Source organism: Pseudoalteromonas sp. MIP2626 (assembly GCF_013414205.1).
GTDB classification, from domain to species: Bacteria; Pseudomonadota; Gammaproteobacteria; order Enterobacterales; family Alteromonadaceae; genus Pseudoalteromonas; species Pseudoalteromonas nigrifaciens.
In genome coordinates this window covers 1-14,215 of the sequence record NZ_JAATTW010000069.1, presented here as the reverse complement: position 1 = coordinate 14,215, position 14,215 = coordinate 1, and the positions used below count along the sequence as shown (strand labels likewise).

14 protein-coding genes, 3 tRNA genes and 1 pseudogene are annotated in these 14,215 nt (G+C 40.2%); 3 read left to right on the top strand and 15 right to left on the bottom strand.

Annotated features, from left to right (window positions below):
* Positions 1-4 precede the first annotated feature (4 nt).
* The 13 genes from HC000_RS17055 to HC000_RS16995 all read right to left on the bottom strand — a co-directional run bounded on the left by HC000_RS17055 (position 5) and on the right by HC000_RS16995 (position 11,712).
* Positions 5-80, bottom strand: a tRNA-Lys gene (locus HC000_RS17055).
* A gap of 85 nt (positions 81-165) precedes the next feature.
* Positions 166-241: transfer RNA gene (locus HC000_RS17050), tRNA-Lys, on the bottom strand.
* Positions 242-414: 173 nt separating this feature from the next.
* Positions 415-1,167 carry a tol-pal system protein YbgF gene (gene ybgF / locus HC000_RS17045; protein ID WP_179808268.1) on the bottom strand — a complete coding sequence of 251 codons (753 nt, stop codon included), beginning with the start codon at positions 1,165-1,167 and terminating at the stop codon, positions 415-417.
* 13 nt (positions 1,168-1,180) lie between these two features.
* A complete protein-coding gene (gene pal / locus HC000_RS17040) occupies positions 1,181-1,723 on the bottom strand; it encodes a peptidoglycan-associated lipoprotein Pal (RefSeq protein WP_011328542.1) in 543 nt (180 codons plus the stop codon).
* A 35-nt stretch (positions 1,724-1,758) separates the two neighbouring features.
* Entirely contained in the window at positions 1,759-3,117 is a 1,359-nt protein-coding gene (gene tolB / locus HC000_RS17035) for a Tol-Pal system beta propeller repeat protein TolB (protein ID WP_179808267.1), read from the bottom strand.
* 9 nt (positions 3,118-3,126) lie between these two features.
* Positions 3,127-4,032 carry a cell envelope integrity protein TolA gene (gene tolA, locus HC000_RS17030; protein WP_179808266.1) on the bottom strand — a complete coding sequence of 302 codons (906 nt, stop codon included), beginning with the start codon at positions 4,030-4,032 and terminating at the stop codon, positions 3,127-3,129.
* Between the two features lie 4 nt (positions 4,033-4,036).
* The gene (tolR, locus tag HC000_RS17025; protein ID WP_041454479.1) at positions 4,037-4,468 is read right to left on the bottom strand and encodes a protein TolR; all 432 of its coding nucleotides are present in this window, start codon (positions 4,466-4,468) and stop codon (positions 4,037-4,039) included.
* Positions 4,455-5,159, bottom strand: coding sequence for a protein TolQ (gene tolQ, locus HC000_RS17020; protein WP_041454480.1), 705 nt, complete (start codon positions 5,157-5,159; stop codon positions 4,455-4,457). The genes tolR and tolQ overlap by 14 nt, the downstream gene beginning before the upstream one ends.
* A gap of 1,059 nt (positions 5,160-6,218) precedes the next feature.
* Entirely contained in the window at positions 6,219-7,226 is a 1,008-nt protein-coding gene (gene ruvB, locus HC000_RS17015; protein ID WP_011328547.1) for a Holliday junction branch migration DNA helicase RuvB, read from the bottom strand.
* 7 nt (positions 7,227-7,233) lie between these two features.
* Positions 7,234-7,851 (bottom strand): Holliday junction branch migration protein RuvA, encoded by a 618-nt coding sequence (ruvA, locus tag HC000_RS17010; RefSeq protein ID WP_086994508.1) that lies wholly within the window; start codon positions 7,849-7,851, stop codon positions 7,234-7,236.
* 2 nt (positions 7,852-7,853) lie between these two features.
* Complete coding sequence (ruvC, locus tag HC000_RS17005; RefSeq protein WP_011328549.1) at positions 7,854-8,378, bottom strand: crossover junction endodeoxyribonuclease RuvC; 525 nt, start codon at positions 8,376-8,378, stop codon at positions 7,854-7,856.
* Positions 8,379-8,507: 129 nt separating this feature from the next.
* Positions 8,508-11,009 (bottom strand): FtsX-like permease family protein, encoded by a 2,502-nt coding sequence (locus HC000_RS17000; RefSeq protein WP_179808265.1) that lies wholly within the window; start codon positions 11,007-11,009, stop codon positions 8,508-8,510.
* Complete coding sequence (locus tag HC000_RS16995; protein ID WP_011328551.1) at positions 10,999-11,712, bottom strand: ABC transporter ATP-binding protein; 714 nt, start codon at positions 11,710-11,712, stop codon at positions 10,999-11,001. Before HC000_RS16995 ends, HC000_RS17000 begins: the two co-directional genes overlap by 11 nt.
* Between HC000_RS16995 and HC000_RS16990 the strand changes: the two genes are divergently transcribed.
* The 3 genes from HC000_RS16990 to HC000_RS16980 all read left to right on the top strand — a co-directional run bounded on the left by HC000_RS16990 (position 11,713) and on the right by HC000_RS16980 (position 12,831).
* On the top strand, positions 11,713-12,336 hold the full coding sequence (locus HC000_RS16990) for an arylesterase (protein ID WP_011328552.1): 624 nt from the start codon (positions 11,713-11,715) through the stop codon (positions 12,334-12,336).
* Positions 12,337-12,460: 124 nt separating this feature from the next.
* A tRNA-Pro gene (locus tag HC000_RS16985) sits at positions 12,461-12,537 on the top strand.
* Positions 12,538-12,678: 141 nt separating this feature from the next.
* Positions 12,679-12,831: a hypothetical protein gene (locus HC000_RS16980; RefSeq protein WP_179808264.1), complete on the top strand. Its 153-nt coding sequence runs from the start codon at positions 12,679-12,681 to the stop codon at positions 12,829-12,831.
* Here HC000_RS16980 and HC000_RS16975 read toward each other — a convergent pair.
* Positions 12,824-13,438, bottom strand: coding sequence for a Fic family protein (locus tag HC000_RS16975; protein ID WP_179808263.1), 615 nt, complete (start codon positions 13,436-13,438; stop codon positions 12,824-12,826). The two genes, HC000_RS16980 and HC000_RS16975, sit on opposite strands and share 8 nt — an antisense overlap.
* 307 nt (positions 13,439-13,745) lie before the next feature.
* A pseudogene (locus HC000_RS16970) lies at positions 13,746-14,215 on the bottom strand (transposase); the annotation flags it as partial.

The following is a 14,215-nucleotide window of genomic DNA, read 5'->3' as shown; positions in this document are numbered from 1 at the left end:
AGAATGGTGGGGCATGATGGATTTGAACCATCGACCAATTGATTAAAAGTCAACTGCTCTACCAACTGAGCTAATGCCCCGCTCTGATAACTAACTAGCAAACCTTGCTGTTTAGTTACTTGCGTAAATCCGCCGACTAATACTTTACTTTCACTGCTCATAGAATGGTGGGTCATGATGGATTTGAACCATCGACCAATTGATTAAAAGTCAACTGCTCTACCAACTGAGCTAATGCCCCGCTCTATTTTTGTCGCATTTCGAGTGGGGTAACCATTCGTTTGCTGCGGGCGCTTATAATACTTATTTATAAAATGAGTGCAACCGAAATTGTCTCTTTTTTTTAGTTTTTATGCTTAGCTGAACAATTTTAGACCGCTTATGGCAAAAAGCAGCCTAATCAAGTCTCTTGTATTAATTTGATAAGCGCTTTGTGGCCAATTTTGCAGCAGTGGTACTTGGATACTGATTAATTAAATCGTTCAGTATTTTTTGCGCTTCGGCTGCTAAATTTTGCTCTTGTAGCAAAGTACCTAACTTTAACATGGCATCTGGGCGCTTATTTGAATTTGGAAATTCATTAACCACCACTTTAAAATGCTCCGTTGCTTTAGCTGGGCTATTTTTTATCGTGAGTAACTGCCCAAGCCAATAATGTGCATTTGATGCATACACAGAATTTGGGTAGGTAGTTAAAAAAGTTTGAAACTCTGGGATCGCCTGATCATAGCGTTTATCTTTCATTATTAACGCAACAGCACGCTCGTATGCTTCGTTTTCAGATAAATCGGCACTGTATGTCTGAGTATCGCTAGCTTGCGTGTGATCAACTGCAGGCGCTGTAGCAGCTGGTTGACTATAGGCTTGGCTTACGCGGTTTTCAATTTCTTGATAAAGCTCGCGCTGACGCTGCAGCACTTTTTCTAGCTTATAACTTTGCTCTTCGGTTACACCACGAATTTGGCTTACTTCATCTTGCAATAAATTAAGCTGTTGCTGTAACTCAACTTGTAAAAAGTTACGTTGTTGCATCATGCTCTCTAACGACGCTAAACGCTTTTCAATACTCGATTGTGAACTTGCAGCTTCTGAAACAGGAGCGGGAGCAGCCATTAACTGGGTGCTCCCGCTCAATATCATGGCTGCCAAAATAATTTTCGGCTTCATAATATCTCTTATCTTAGTAAACTAGTACCGCACGGCGGTTTTTAGCGAAAGCTGATTCAGTGCGAGATTTAACCATAGGTTTCTCTTCACCGTAGCTTACCACTGACATTTGGCTTGCAGAAACACCTAAGCTTTGTAGGTATTTTTCAACTGCTTGGCCACGGTGCTCACCTAGTGCAATATTGTACTCTGGCGTACCGCGCTCATCTGCGTGGCCTTCAATAAGTACTTTAACAGATGAGTTTTGAACTAAAAACTCAGCGTGTGCGCGTAATAAATCAGCGTACTTGCCTTCAACTGTCGCTTTATCAAAATCAAAGTAAATTACTTGCTCTTGACGAAGTGCTTCGTATTTTTGACGAAGTTGCTCTTCTGCACGTTGCTCTGGCGAAATTGTCGCTACTTCAACTGTGTCAGTATTTGTTGATTGCTCAACCATACCTTGATTTGATTGGTTAGCTGCGCCTTCATCTATATCTGAAGATGAGCTACAAGCTGCTAAAGCCATTACTGGCACAGCAATTAGCAGGCCTTTAAGTATTTTATTAAGTTGCATTGAGTAGATTCCTATTTTGAGTAAACCAGCAATTATTACTGTAAATATGGCGACCAAGCTGGCGCCTTTACTTGTCCGTCTAGCACAGGTAACCGTGCTTTAAAGCGACCGTCCATCGATACCAGCGCAAGTACCTGTTTATTATTATGAAGCGTGCTATATATAATCATCGAGCCATTTGGCGCTATACTCGGTGATTCATCAAGGCGAGTTCGTGTTAATACCTGAAACGCACCTGTAGCCAGCTCTTTTTTAGCAAGATGGTACTGCCCGTTGGTACGGTTAACCATCACTAATTCTTTGCCATCGGGTGTTATTGAACCTGCTAGGTTCATATCACCATCAAAGCTTAATCTTTGTGTTCTGCTAGTTTTTAAATTTAACTTATAAATCTGGGCATTACCACCCCTTTCAGATGTAAATACAATATCTTGGCCATTAGGATGCCACGATGGCTCTGTATCTATACTGCGATGACGAGTAAGACGCGTTTCTTTGCGTGTTACTAAGTCTAGTAAATAAACTTCGGTTGCACCGGTTTTATCTTTTGAAAGTACTAACAGTAGCTTTTTACCATCGGGCGAAAACTGCGGTGCACCGTTAATACCAGGATAACTAGTAACTAATTCACGTTTACCTGAGTATAAGTCTTGAATGTAAATTTGGCTCTGACGATTTTCAAACGTTACATAGGCTAACTTAGTGCCATCGGGCGACCATGCTGGCGACATTAACGGCTCTTTAGAGCGCAGTAATACTTGCTCATTAAAGCCATCGTAGTCAGAAACTACCAGTTGATAAGGTCTGTCGTCATTATCACGTACTATAACATAGGCTATTTTAGTTAAAAATGCGCCCTTTTCACCGGTTAACTTTTCGTAAATTACATCACTTATACGGTGCGAATAACGACGAAAACCGGTGTCGCTAATAATACTTTCACGTGCTTCTAAAATATGGTCTTGGTTTTTAATTAATTTACCGTTAGTCATCATTTGCGTTTGGCCACCGGTAATTTGCCCACGAATAACATCAACCAGTTCATAACGCACCAAGTAGCGACCATTAGATTGCTGCTCAACTTCGCCAACTAATATTGCCTCTACGCCTTTGTTAACCCAAGACGCGTAGTTAATATCGCTATCTTTACTTGGCTGTTGCGGCATTTGTGCAACATCTACTGGTTTAAATTTACCACTGCGCATTAAATCTGCAGCAATAACTTCACTGATTTTTTGCGGAATAGGGCCTATACCTTGATACTTAAATGGCACAATAGCAATTGGTCGTGCACCATCTATACCCTCTGTTATTACAATTTCCAGTGCTGCATTTGCAACGCCCTGAAAACCCAATAATAAAATTAAACAGGCTACTTTTACTTTGTTGAACATATCATTCCTTTAAAATTCTGGCTTGATTGTTAAATTTATATTCTTAAGTTGGTCGAATACGTCTTTATCTTTTGATACCGGTAATGTGTCGGCCATACGCACTGCTCTTAATGCAGCTTCACACACTAATCTATCGCCGCCTAATGAGGTAACTTGCGTTACTAAGCCATTAAAGCCTAAACGAATGTTAACTCGGCACTGCTGATTTTTCATTTTTTCGTCAATAAGTAAGTTTTGCTGTATACGTGCCATTATTAATGCGCGGTACTTATCTACTTCACTCACTACCTGTTGTTGGCGTATTTTACTACGGGCAGCCTGCTCTTTAGCAAGTTGATCTTGTAACATTTGCTCTTGCATTGCTTGCTCACGCTTACGTTCGGCTTCTTCTTCGCGTTTTTTGCGCTCAGCTTGTGCTTTTTTAAGCGCGTCTTCCTCAGCTTTGCGTTTATCAGCGGCAGCCTTAGCAGCGTTTTCAGACTCTTGCTTTTGCTTTTCGGCTTGCTTGGCTTTAGCACGTTCTTGCTGCTCTATGGCACGTGCTTTTTTAGCCTGCGCTTGCGCCTCTGCCGTTTCTTTCTCTTTGGCTTTACGCTGTTGCTCTAACTTTTTAATTTGTCGTGCTTCTGATTCTCGCTCTTTGCGCGCATTACTAGCTCTGCGCTCTAAATCGCGAATACGTTTGTCTTCAGCTCGCTTTTGATCGTCTTCTTTTTTTATAAGTTGCGCAATTTTTTGCTCAACCTGCTTTTGATCAACCGTTACCGCAGACACCGCTTTGTCTACATCGGGAATAGCCGAATTAAGTGTAACTTCCATTACCTTAGGCGCTGGCGGATGAATATTTGCGGTGGCATACAAAAACCCACCTAATGCCACATGTAAAAGTACTGATTTAATTAATGGTGTTTGCATAAGGCTACTTCGTCCCCTCAAAGGATTCTGTCATTAACCCTACCGATGGCACGCCTGCTCTTTTTAAAAAGTCCATTAATAGTAATACTTCTTGATATGACACTTTGCCCGAGCCTTTTATCATTACAGGTACATCTGGATTTTTCATCAGCTGTAACTTAATTACGGCAGCTACATCTAGCGCTTCCATTGGCTCTTCAGGGTCGGTGCCTACGCTTACATAGTATCGGCCATCAGCATCTATAGAGGCAATAATAGGTGGCGTATCTTTAGTATCAACTAAGTCTGACTCTTCCATTTTTGGTAAGTCAACTTTAACACCGTGAGTAATGAGTGGTGCTGTAGCCATAAATATAATTAGTAGTACCAACATTACATCAATGTAAGGCACTACATTAATTTCTGCGACCGGACGGCGCTTTTTACGCTGATACATTCGCTTGGGCCTCTATTTGAGTAGCTGCTTGACGGTGTAGGATATTAGCAAACTCTTCCATAAAGTTAATGTAATGAGTTTCTAATTTTTCAACTTTATTAGCAAAACGGTTATAAGCAATAACAGCTGGAATAGCTGCAAATAAACCCATTGCAGTAGCAATCAACGCTTCAGCAATACCTGGTGCTACCATTTGTAGCGTAGCTTGCTTAACTTCGCCCAGTGCAATAAAGGCATTCATTATGCCCCACACTGTCCCAAACAAGCCTATATACGGGCTAATTGAGCCCACTGTTGCTAAAAATGATAAACTTGATTCTAACTTTTCTACTTCACGCGAAAGCGCCACTCGCATAGAGCGATGTGTGCCTTCCATAACAATGCCAGCACTTTGAAATGTATTTTTTTTATGACGTGCAAACTCTTTAAAGCCAGCGGTAAATAATGCTTCTATACCTTTTGATTGCCCACTACGTGATGAAATTTCGCTATACAGCTTACTTAAATCAATTCCAGACCAAAACTTTTGTTCGAACTTTTTGGCATTGCTTAAAGCGTCTGAGATTGCTTTTTTACGCTGAAAAATAATAGCCCACGACATTACCGACATCGCTACTAACGCTAGCATCACTAGTTGCACAAGCAAACTTGCTTCTAGAATTAGATCTAAAAAATTAAGCCCTGATCCCACGTTAAACTCCTAAAAAATTAAAAACACATCAAATTGATTTATTTGGATAATATGACCTTACACCAGAACTACAAAGGGTAAGCGTCTAAAATTGTAGCTAGTGTATATAGTGTATTTCCCGCTTACAACGATCTTGCTATGAATAGACAACAAAAAACGTTAAAAAATTCTTTTATTTTTATTAAACTGTAAAATAACCCGTTTATTATAATTGCGTAATTAATATTAGTGTTTATTAATGCGCTATTATAAAGGTAACACTCAGTTAAATTAGCTGTTTATTCAAAATATAAGCATAAGCACGCAAAACAACCTAAGGTTTACTTTAACGTAATAGTAAAACTAATACCGAAATTTACTGCAAAATACAATATAAGCAAATAATTTCATAAAGTTATAATGTTAACGATTAATTAACGTGCAATAATTGAACATTCATAAAAAGCATTCAGATTAGTTTTTTTTATCTGAAATTATAAATTTTCTAGTTTGAACAAAAAACAACTCTTCGGTATTATCACCTCATACCGAACTAACGCATTAAATGAAAGTTTTCATTGCACCCAGTTCTTCGTAATATGACATTTCATCGTATTACATTGTTTTACTTTTTTAGGATAAAACCTAAGTAAGTAAAATAGAGTTCCAAGATTACTTCCTTCAACTTGTTGTTTGCCCGCATTATTTGCGGGCTTTTTTTTGCCCATAAATAATCTTCATAACATGAATACCTAGGTATTAAGTTAGCATCACAACTTTAGCGTTTATAACAATTGCATAAAGTCTAAGCTAGTGCGCCACAGCAAGCCAACTATTAGTTAACACCAGCAATATAACGCAGGCACAATAACCTTGATTGACTTAACGCATCGTGAATTATTGCTAAATTTAAGTACGCATAGCAACCACATTAAAACTCACCAAGTATAGCGCCAATAACGTGCCTATAGAGTAAATATAACGCAGCGCAAAGCAACATAAAACACGGCTAAGCATAAACTAAAAAGCCATTGAAATTAATTAATCGCAATGGCTTTTTAAATTGGGTAAAGCTTTTTATTAGTCTTGCTTTGGTAGTAAACCAAAGTGATGATATGCGTTGTCTGACACTATTCGTCCACGGGGTGTACGCTGAATAAAGCCCTGTTGAATTAAAAAGGGTTCGATTACATCTTCAATAGTCTCTTTTTCCTCGCCAATAGCTGCAGCTATATTGTCGAGCCCAACTGGGCCGCCCATAAATTTTTCTATAATGGCGAGTAAGTACTTACGATCCATATAATCAAAACCGCTTTTATCTACATCTATCATATTAAGTGCCAGCTCTGCCACTTCGGCGTTTACCGTACCGTCTGACTTTACTTGGGTGTAGTCACGCACTCGGCGTAGTAACCTATTGGCAATACGGGGGGTACCGCGTGAGCGTTTTGCAATTTCAACTGCACCCTCGTCGCACATTTCTAAATCAAGAAAATGCGCCGATCGCCCTACTATGTACGATAAGTCTTCTACTGAATAAAACTCTAAGCGCTGCACAATACCAAAGCGGTCACGCAGTGGCGAGGTTAACGAACCCGCGCGAGTCGTTGCGCCAATAAGCGTAAACGAGGGTAAATCTAATTTTATCGAGCGTGCTGCTGGGCCTTCACCTATCATAATATCAAGTTGGTAGTCTTCCATTGCTGGGTAGAGTATTTCTTCAACTTGTGGGCTTAACCTGTGTATTTCATCAATAAATAATACATCACCTTCTTCAAGGTTGGTTAGCAATGCGGCTAAATCACCGGCTTTTTCGAGCACTGGCCCTGAGGTTGCCTTTATATTTACCTGCAGCTCGTTGGCAACAATATTAGCTAATGTAGTTTTACCCAAACCTGGTGGGCCAAAAATAAGCAGGTGATCGAGTGCTTCGCCTCGGCTACGGGCCGCTTCAATAAAAATTTCCATTTGCTGTTTAACATGCGGTTGACCACGGTAATCGGCGAGTAATTTTGGCCTAATTGCACGGTCTATAGAGTCTTCGTTGGGTTTTTCAGTCGCGTCAATTAAGCGATCAGCTTCGATCATAGGTTACTCACAGCATTGATTTTAAAGATTCTTTAATAAGAACCTCAGTAGACATATCGGGTTTACTTACTGATTTTATTGCTTTTTGCGCTTGTGGCAATTTATAACCTAGCGACACCAAAGCCGACACAGCATCATCGGCGGCATTATTAGCAGTTGTTGCGTCGCTAAACGGCTCAATAACCGCACTGTCGCTGAAAGGAGTGAATAAATCGTTGCCCCAATTTTTTAATCTGTCTTTCATTTCGAGTACTAGCCGCTCGGCGGTTTTTTTACCTACACCGGGTAATTTAACTAAGCTTGTGGAATCTTCGTTATTTACACAGCTTACAAATTGCTGCGCCGACATACCCGACAAAATAGCTAAACCTAGCTTTGGCCCTACGCCATTGGCCTTTAATAACTCTCTAAATAAGGCACGCTCTACTTTGTTGTTAAAGCCAAACAATAGTTGTGCATCTTCGCGTACTACAAAATGAGTATAAACAATGGCATTTTCGCCAACTTTAGGTAAGTCGTAAAAGCAGGTCATTGGCATTTGCACTTCGTAGCCAACACCACTTACCTCTAATAATATTTCGGGAGGTTGTTTTTCTACTAAAATACCATTTAAGCGACCAATCATAGTTATTTCCTTAAACGTCCTCTAACGGTTTTGCTTGCGCTACCCGCTAGTTTTATTAAATTTTGTTCTGAGTGCGCATGGCAAATAGCAATAGCCAGTGCATCGGCGGCATCAGCTTGTGGCGTACCAGGTAGTTTTAAAATGTTTTTAACCATATGCTGTACTTGAGTTTTATCGGCGCCACCATTGCCTACTACGGCTTGTTTTATTTGCCTTGCTGAGTATTCAAATACTGGTAAGTCGGCCATTGCAGCGCCTACAATAGCAGCACCACGTGCTTGGCCTAGCTTTAAGGCTGAGTCGGGATTGTGCGCCATAAACACTTTTTCTATCGCGAAGGTTTCTGGCGAAAACTGCTCTATAAGCTGGGTAATGCCTTGGTAAATCATTTTAAGTCTTATATGAAACTCATGATCCGCTAATTTAATGCAACCACTGCCTAAATAAGTGAATTTAGACCCCTGATGCGCTACAACACCGTAGCCAGTTAAGCGTGAGCCTGGATCAATCCCTAAAATTATGGCCAAAAAGCACTCTCATTATTGTTATTCGTTAATTAGGCTAATAATGCCAGAGCACTGTATAAATTACCAGTAACAATAAAACAAAAACGCCCACTTAAGTGGGCGTTTTCCTTTTGCTTAAATATTGGCAACTTAACCTAACGCACGCACCAGCCCTTGGGTGTTTTGCTTAAGTGTGCGAGCAATCATAAAATAGCCTAACCCCGCTACAAACACTCCACCTGCCACCGGTCCTATTATCCAAATATGTGGATGTAATTTACCCGCCAGATCAAATAACTGCTGCTGTACAATTAATAGTGCAATATCACTAAAAAAAGCGGCAACTAAGCCGGCCAAACCACCAAGCAATAAAAATTCATATAAAGTGGCGTTTTTAATAAGCCGGCTTTTTGCACCAAGTGTGCGCAGTATTACAATTTCTTGCATGCGCTCGCCTAAGCTTGCTTGCACTTGCGATATTAATACCAGTGCACCACACAACACCACAATAGTAAGTACAAAGCCAATTGCAAGTGACACTTGCTCTATGGTTGATTGTATTTGTTTAACAAAGTTACCTACATCTATGGCGGTAACCGTTGGGTAGCTGCGCAGCAATTGACTAAAGTCGCGTTTTTGATCAGGCTCAATACGTACCGACGAAATATACGTTGCCGGAAAGTCTTTGAGCACATCAGGACTTAAAATAATAAAAAAGTTTGGCTTAAGGGTGGCCCAGTTTACTTTACGCACACTGGTAATTTTAGCGTCAAACGACTGCGCACCAATTAAAAACGTTAACGTGTCGCCAAGTTCAACATCTAAACGCTCAAGCATAGACTCCTCAATGGATGCCTCTGCTAATGTGTTTTTATTAAACCACTGCCCTTGCACTATTTCGTTTTGCGCTGGCGGCGTTTCAAGCCAGGTTAAGTTTAGCTCGCGACCAATACCAGCGCGTGCCTCTTCATCTTTTTTCTCGTTGTCTTGCAATGATACTTCTCGCGCTACCAGCTCGCCATTTACCGCATTTACCCGGCCACGAATGGTGGGATAAAACTCCGATACCTGAATGTTTTTTTGCGCCAAATAAGTATTAATTGGCTCAAGTTCGTTTTGGGTAATATTGACTAAAAATGCATTAGGAGCATCATCTGGTAACTGCGACTGCCAATCGGCTATCATGTCGTTTTTAAGTACCACTAAAAATAGTAATAGCTTAATAGCGAGGGAAAAGCTGATCAGCTGGACTGCATTCACATTTGCACGCTTTTGAATTGACGCAATTGCCAGCGACCAACTGTTACCCGGCTTTAAGCCCAATTTACGGCCACCACCAAATATAACTTTAGACACCAAAAACAACACGCCAATTAAAGTAAGGGTTGAGGCAAACAAAATCAGAGTAATTTTTATATTATTGCTAAATAGCCACATGAGTAAAAACACGGTAAACGCACTCATAGCTAAGTGCCCCCTGCTAACCGCTAGTTTATCGCCTAAGTTACGACGCAGCACTCGCAATGGCGGAATATCAAATAAATCAAATAAGGGCTTGATAGAAAACATCACAGCACAAATTACACCTGTACTAATTGCCACCAACCACGGCTTAAAACCCGCCATTGGCAACGTTGTACCCATGCTTTTTGCTAAATAATGTGTCGCAATTTCTTGTAAACCATAGCCAATTAATAAACCCACTGTTACCGCCATTAAACACACCATTAATAAATGTGTAAGGTAAATTTTGCGGATCATTGCCCGGCTACCACCTAAGGTTTTCATCATAGCAACTGGGTCGTATTGGCGTTCACAATAACGCTTTGCAGACACCGCAATTGCCACTGCGGCTAAAATAATGCCCAGCAAACCTGCTAGCAACAAAAAGCTTTCTGCACGGTTTAAACTATTAGATATTGGCGATTGGCGATCTTTTACGCCATACCATTGCTGGTTTTCTTTTAGCTGTGGCTTTAGCCAATCGTAAAAGCTATTTATATCGCTTTCATCGCCAGCATAAAGCTGACGATAAAACACTCGACTACCCGGTTGTATTACTTCTGTTTTTTCCACATCGTTAATGTTTATAAGCACCCTGCGGCTGCTCGAAAACACATTAAAAGGTGCGTCGGGCTCTTCTACAATTACTTTTTCAACGTTAAATAATGCAGCACCTAGCTCTACTACATCGCCTATATCTATATTTAAACTATAAAATACCGACTCGCTAAGCCACACATTGCCAAGTGTTGGTCCGCCGTTAGCAACTTCGGTTTCTCCATTTAGGCTCGACTTAACCTTAAGTTGCCCCTTTAACGGGTAACCACTTGAGGCCGCTTTTACCGAACTAAATTGCATTTCGTCGTTGGCAAATAACATGGTGTCGAAGTAAAGCATTTGTGCGGTTTTTAAATTTTGTTGCTCTGCTTTAGCTATATAAGAAGTGTCGATTACGTGATTACTGCCAAGCACTCGGTCGGCGGCAATAAAGGCGCTACTTTTTTGCGCAATGCTCTGCGCAATACGCTCGGTAACCATAGATAAAGTAAGCACGGTAAGTACCGCAAGCGCTATAGCCGCACTTATCACCGTAAGCTCACCACGGCGAAACTCCCGCGAAAATAACTTAAGCGCTAACTTAGCCCACATTTGCTATTTCCTCTGCTGAGTTTTCTACTAATCGGCCACCTTCAATTTGAATAATATGCTGGCATTTTTGTGCAAGTGCTTCGTCATGCGTTACTAAAATAAGCGTAGTACCGTGCTGCGAATTTAGATCAAATAATAACGACTCAATCATTTTACCGTTTTTACTGTCTAGATTTGCCGAAGGCTCATCGGCAAACAGTATTTTTGGCGTGCCAATAAATGCCCGCGCAATTGCAACACGTTGCTGCTCACCACCAGAGAGTTGCGACGGATAATGGTCGATGCGATGACCCAAACCTACCTTTTCTAGCAAAATAAGTGCTTGCTGTTTAGCGTCGCGCTCCCCTGCAAGTTCAGCGGGTAGCATTACGTTTTCAAGCGCTGTTAAACTTTGTACTAACATAAACGACTGAAATACAAAGCCTACTTTTGCGGCGCGCAGCCCAGCACGCGCTTCTTCATCGAGATTATGTAGCGGCTCGCCATCTAAAAATATTTCACCGCCACTCGCCGTATCAAGCCCAGCTAACAAACTAAGTAACGTAGATTTACCAGAACCAGAAGTGCCCACTACTGCAACAGATTCGCCATGCTTGACATTAAAGCTGATGTCGCTGAGGATGGGCAACTCACCTTCAAAGGTAGATACCACTTTAGACAAACCATTTACTTGAATTATATTTAATTGAGAAAGCGCTGACATATGACTCATTCAATCCTACGTTTTGTATTCATTTTATTTTTAGTTATCAAACCACTAAGTGCAGCAGCTAATAACACCATTTTAATACTTGGTGACAGTTTAAGCGCAGCCTACGGACTTAAACAAGAACAAGGCTGGGTACAATTGTTACAAGATAAATACGATGCTGAGCAAAGTAATATCAAACTTATTAATGCCAGTATTAGTGGCGAAACAACCGGTGGCGCACTGCGCCGTGTAGATGCTTTGCTAGCGCAGTATCAACCAACTCATGTACTTATTGAGCTGGGCGCAAACGACGGTTTACGTGGTTTTCCGGTGAGCAAGCTACAAGCTAACTTAACCGAATTAATCAAAAAAAGCCAAGCAGCCAATGCCACCAGCGCTTTAATGGAAATTTATATTCCACCTAATTACGGGCCACGTTACAGCAAAATGTTTACCGATAGTTTTACACAAGTAAGTAAAAATACAAACGCTTACCTTATGGACTTTTTTGTACTTAAAGTTGCTGGGCAAAACGACTTAATGCAAAACGATAACTTGCACCCTAACAAAACTGCGCAACCAATACTACGAGACGAAATGTATAACACGATCAAACTTTGGTTAAATAAAGACTAGCGCCATGCTTAACTACTTTTAATTGCGCAAGGAAACTATTTTCAGCCTGCTTGCGCAAAAAACACTCAAACAAACAAATGCTTATTGATTTTTAAAAAAATACACGTACTATTGCAACCTCAGTCGGTATGTGGCGCAGCTTGGTAGCGCACTGTCATGGGGTGGCAGGGGTCGAGAGTTCGAATCTCTCCATACCGACCATTTAATAATATCTAATTTCAGAATCAAATTTAATCTCGAGCCTTCAATATTATCATAAAAAATACTTATAACTTTAATTGATAACACGAGTATCTAGGTGTAAGGTTAATTACAGATATATATTTATACGAGGTGGCAATTATGAGTAAAGATAAGAAAAAAATCACAAAAAGTATGATTTTAAGATCTGTTGCTAGCTCTACGGCCATCGAAACTGGTGCAACAGTTAAAACAATTGAGAAAAAACTAAAAGCAAATAAACTCAAATACGAGTCTCTTTCACTCGCTATTTAATTATATCCCTTACAAGCCTTTCAATATGTTGGTAATCTCTGTTTACACCCGCTTGAATTGACTTAAAATAAAAGTCTTTATGCTCATCCCACAAACTATAATCAAGTGTTCCTTTACCTGCTTTGCTACACAAAAAATCCATTAACAGACGGCTTATCCTACCGTTACCCTCACGAAATGGATGAATTAAAATAAACTCAACATGGCTCTGCGCTATAAACGAGACAAACTCTTCATCGGTCATTTCTGGTAAGTTATTAAATCGAGATAAATACTCATCTTCAAATAACCTAATATTTTTTTCAATTTGTAAAGGTGACATAAACTGAAATCCGCCTTTGCCCATATCAATACTTCTTATTTTACCTGCCCATTCATATACATTACCTAGCCACTGTCTGTGCCAATTAGCTACATTTTGAAAAGAAAAAACATCATCTTCTGGGGCAGCCATTGTAAATGTTTTTTCATATAGTTTAACTAAAAGAATGGCCTCAACATCATCCATTTCTGCTACATCAACAATCGCTAACTTGTTCGCTAAAACTAGTTTTTCAGATCCTAGTTGATATTGCGCTTCAATAGAATCAGTCTCGTATTTAGTCATTAAATTACGCCAGTAAAATGATTAGTGTAAAAGTGCTTAACAACCAATGCAAGTAACCTTTAGCGTTGTCCATTTGATATTAGTCGAAACTGACAATAAAAAATTAATGTGACACCCATTCTAATAATTAATCGCTTTAATTTTTACTAAGATAAATATCGTTTGGCTTAAAGTGTCCTAAATATTCAAAATGCTTCCGCTAGCTCAAATAACACCGTTTTTACCTACTTTTCATTCATTTTTAGGCATGCAAAATACTATGCTTTCACAGTGAAGGGGAATAACGGGTAATTTTTGAAGTAACGCTTTAAGCCAGTAGCTTTTCGCAATTACTAACGTTGGCGCGCCGCTTTCTGTTTAGGTGTTCGCAGTATCCTTCGTGCGACGCTGGGCGACCTACTGCACCATGAAATACGCGACTAAATTGTGTGGTGAGTTTTAGCCAGTTTTCGGGGGTAATGTTTACTCTTTGTAACAGGGGTAATGTGCTGCTTTCGATATAGCCTGCTTTACCTTCGCGTATACAACGTCCGGTTAATTCTACTAGTTCAAGGTAAGATTTAAGCGCAAAGGGTAATCCTTTTGCCATGTGCTTTTTTGATTTACCTGAAAAGCGCAGGAGTTGCTTCGGTTGCTTACCTGCAGTGGCACTTTCAATGCGTATTTTTACGCTGGTATGCTCTGATGTTTCTGGTGTTGTTGCTGCCTTTGCTCTTATTGGGTTTAAGTCAACATATGCCATACAGGCGATTAATGCGGCTTCATCTAAGAGGGCTT

Bases quoted from the DNA above. Each gene is read 5' to 3' on its own strand.
- ybgF (WP_179808268.1), bottom strand. From the start codon at position 1,167: ATGAAGCCGAAAATTATTTTGGCAGCCATGATATTGAGCGGGAGCACC.
- pal (WP_011328542.1), bottom strand. From the start codon at position 1,723: ATGCAACTTAATAAAATACTTAAAGGCCTGCTAATTGCTGTGCCAGTA.
- tolB (WP_179808267.1), bottom strand. From the start codon at position 3,117: ATGTTCAACAAAGTAAAAGTAGCCTGTTTAATTTTATTATTGGGTTTT.
- tolA (WP_179808266.1), bottom strand. From the start codon at position 4,032: ATGCAAACACCATTAATTAAATCAGTACTTTTACATGTGGCATTAGGT.
- tolR (WP_041454479.1), bottom strand. From the start codon at position 4,468: ATGTATCAGCGTAAAAAGCGCCGTCCGGTCGCAGAAATTAATGTAGTG.
- ruvB (WP_011328547.1), bottom strand. From the start codon at position 7,226: ATGATCGAAGCTGATCGCTTAATTGACGCGACTGAAAAACCCAACGAA.
- ruvA (WP_086994508.1), bottom strand. From the start codon at position 7,851: ATGATTGGTCGCTTAAATGGTATTTTAGTAGAAAAACAACCTCCCGAA.
- HC000_RS17000 (WP_179808265.1), bottom strand. From the start codon at position 11,009: ATGTGGGCTAAGTTAGCGCTTAAGTTATTTTCGCGGGAGTTTCGCCGT.
- HC000_RS16995 (WP_011328551.1), bottom strand. From the start codon at position 11,712: ATGTCAGCGCTTTCTCAATTAAATATAATTCAAGTAAATGGTTTGTCT.
- HC000_RS16990 (WP_011328552.1), top strand. From the start codon at position 11,713: ATGACTCATTCAATCCTACGTTTTGTATTCATTTTATTTTTAGTTATC.
- HC000_RS16980 (WP_179808264.1), top strand. From the start codon at position 12,679: ATGAGTAAAGATAAGAAAAAAATCACAAAAAGTATGATTTTAAGATCT.
- HC000_RS16975 (WP_179808263.1), bottom strand. From the start codon at position 13,438: ATGACTAAATACGAGACTGATTCTATTGAAGCGCAATATCAACTAGGA.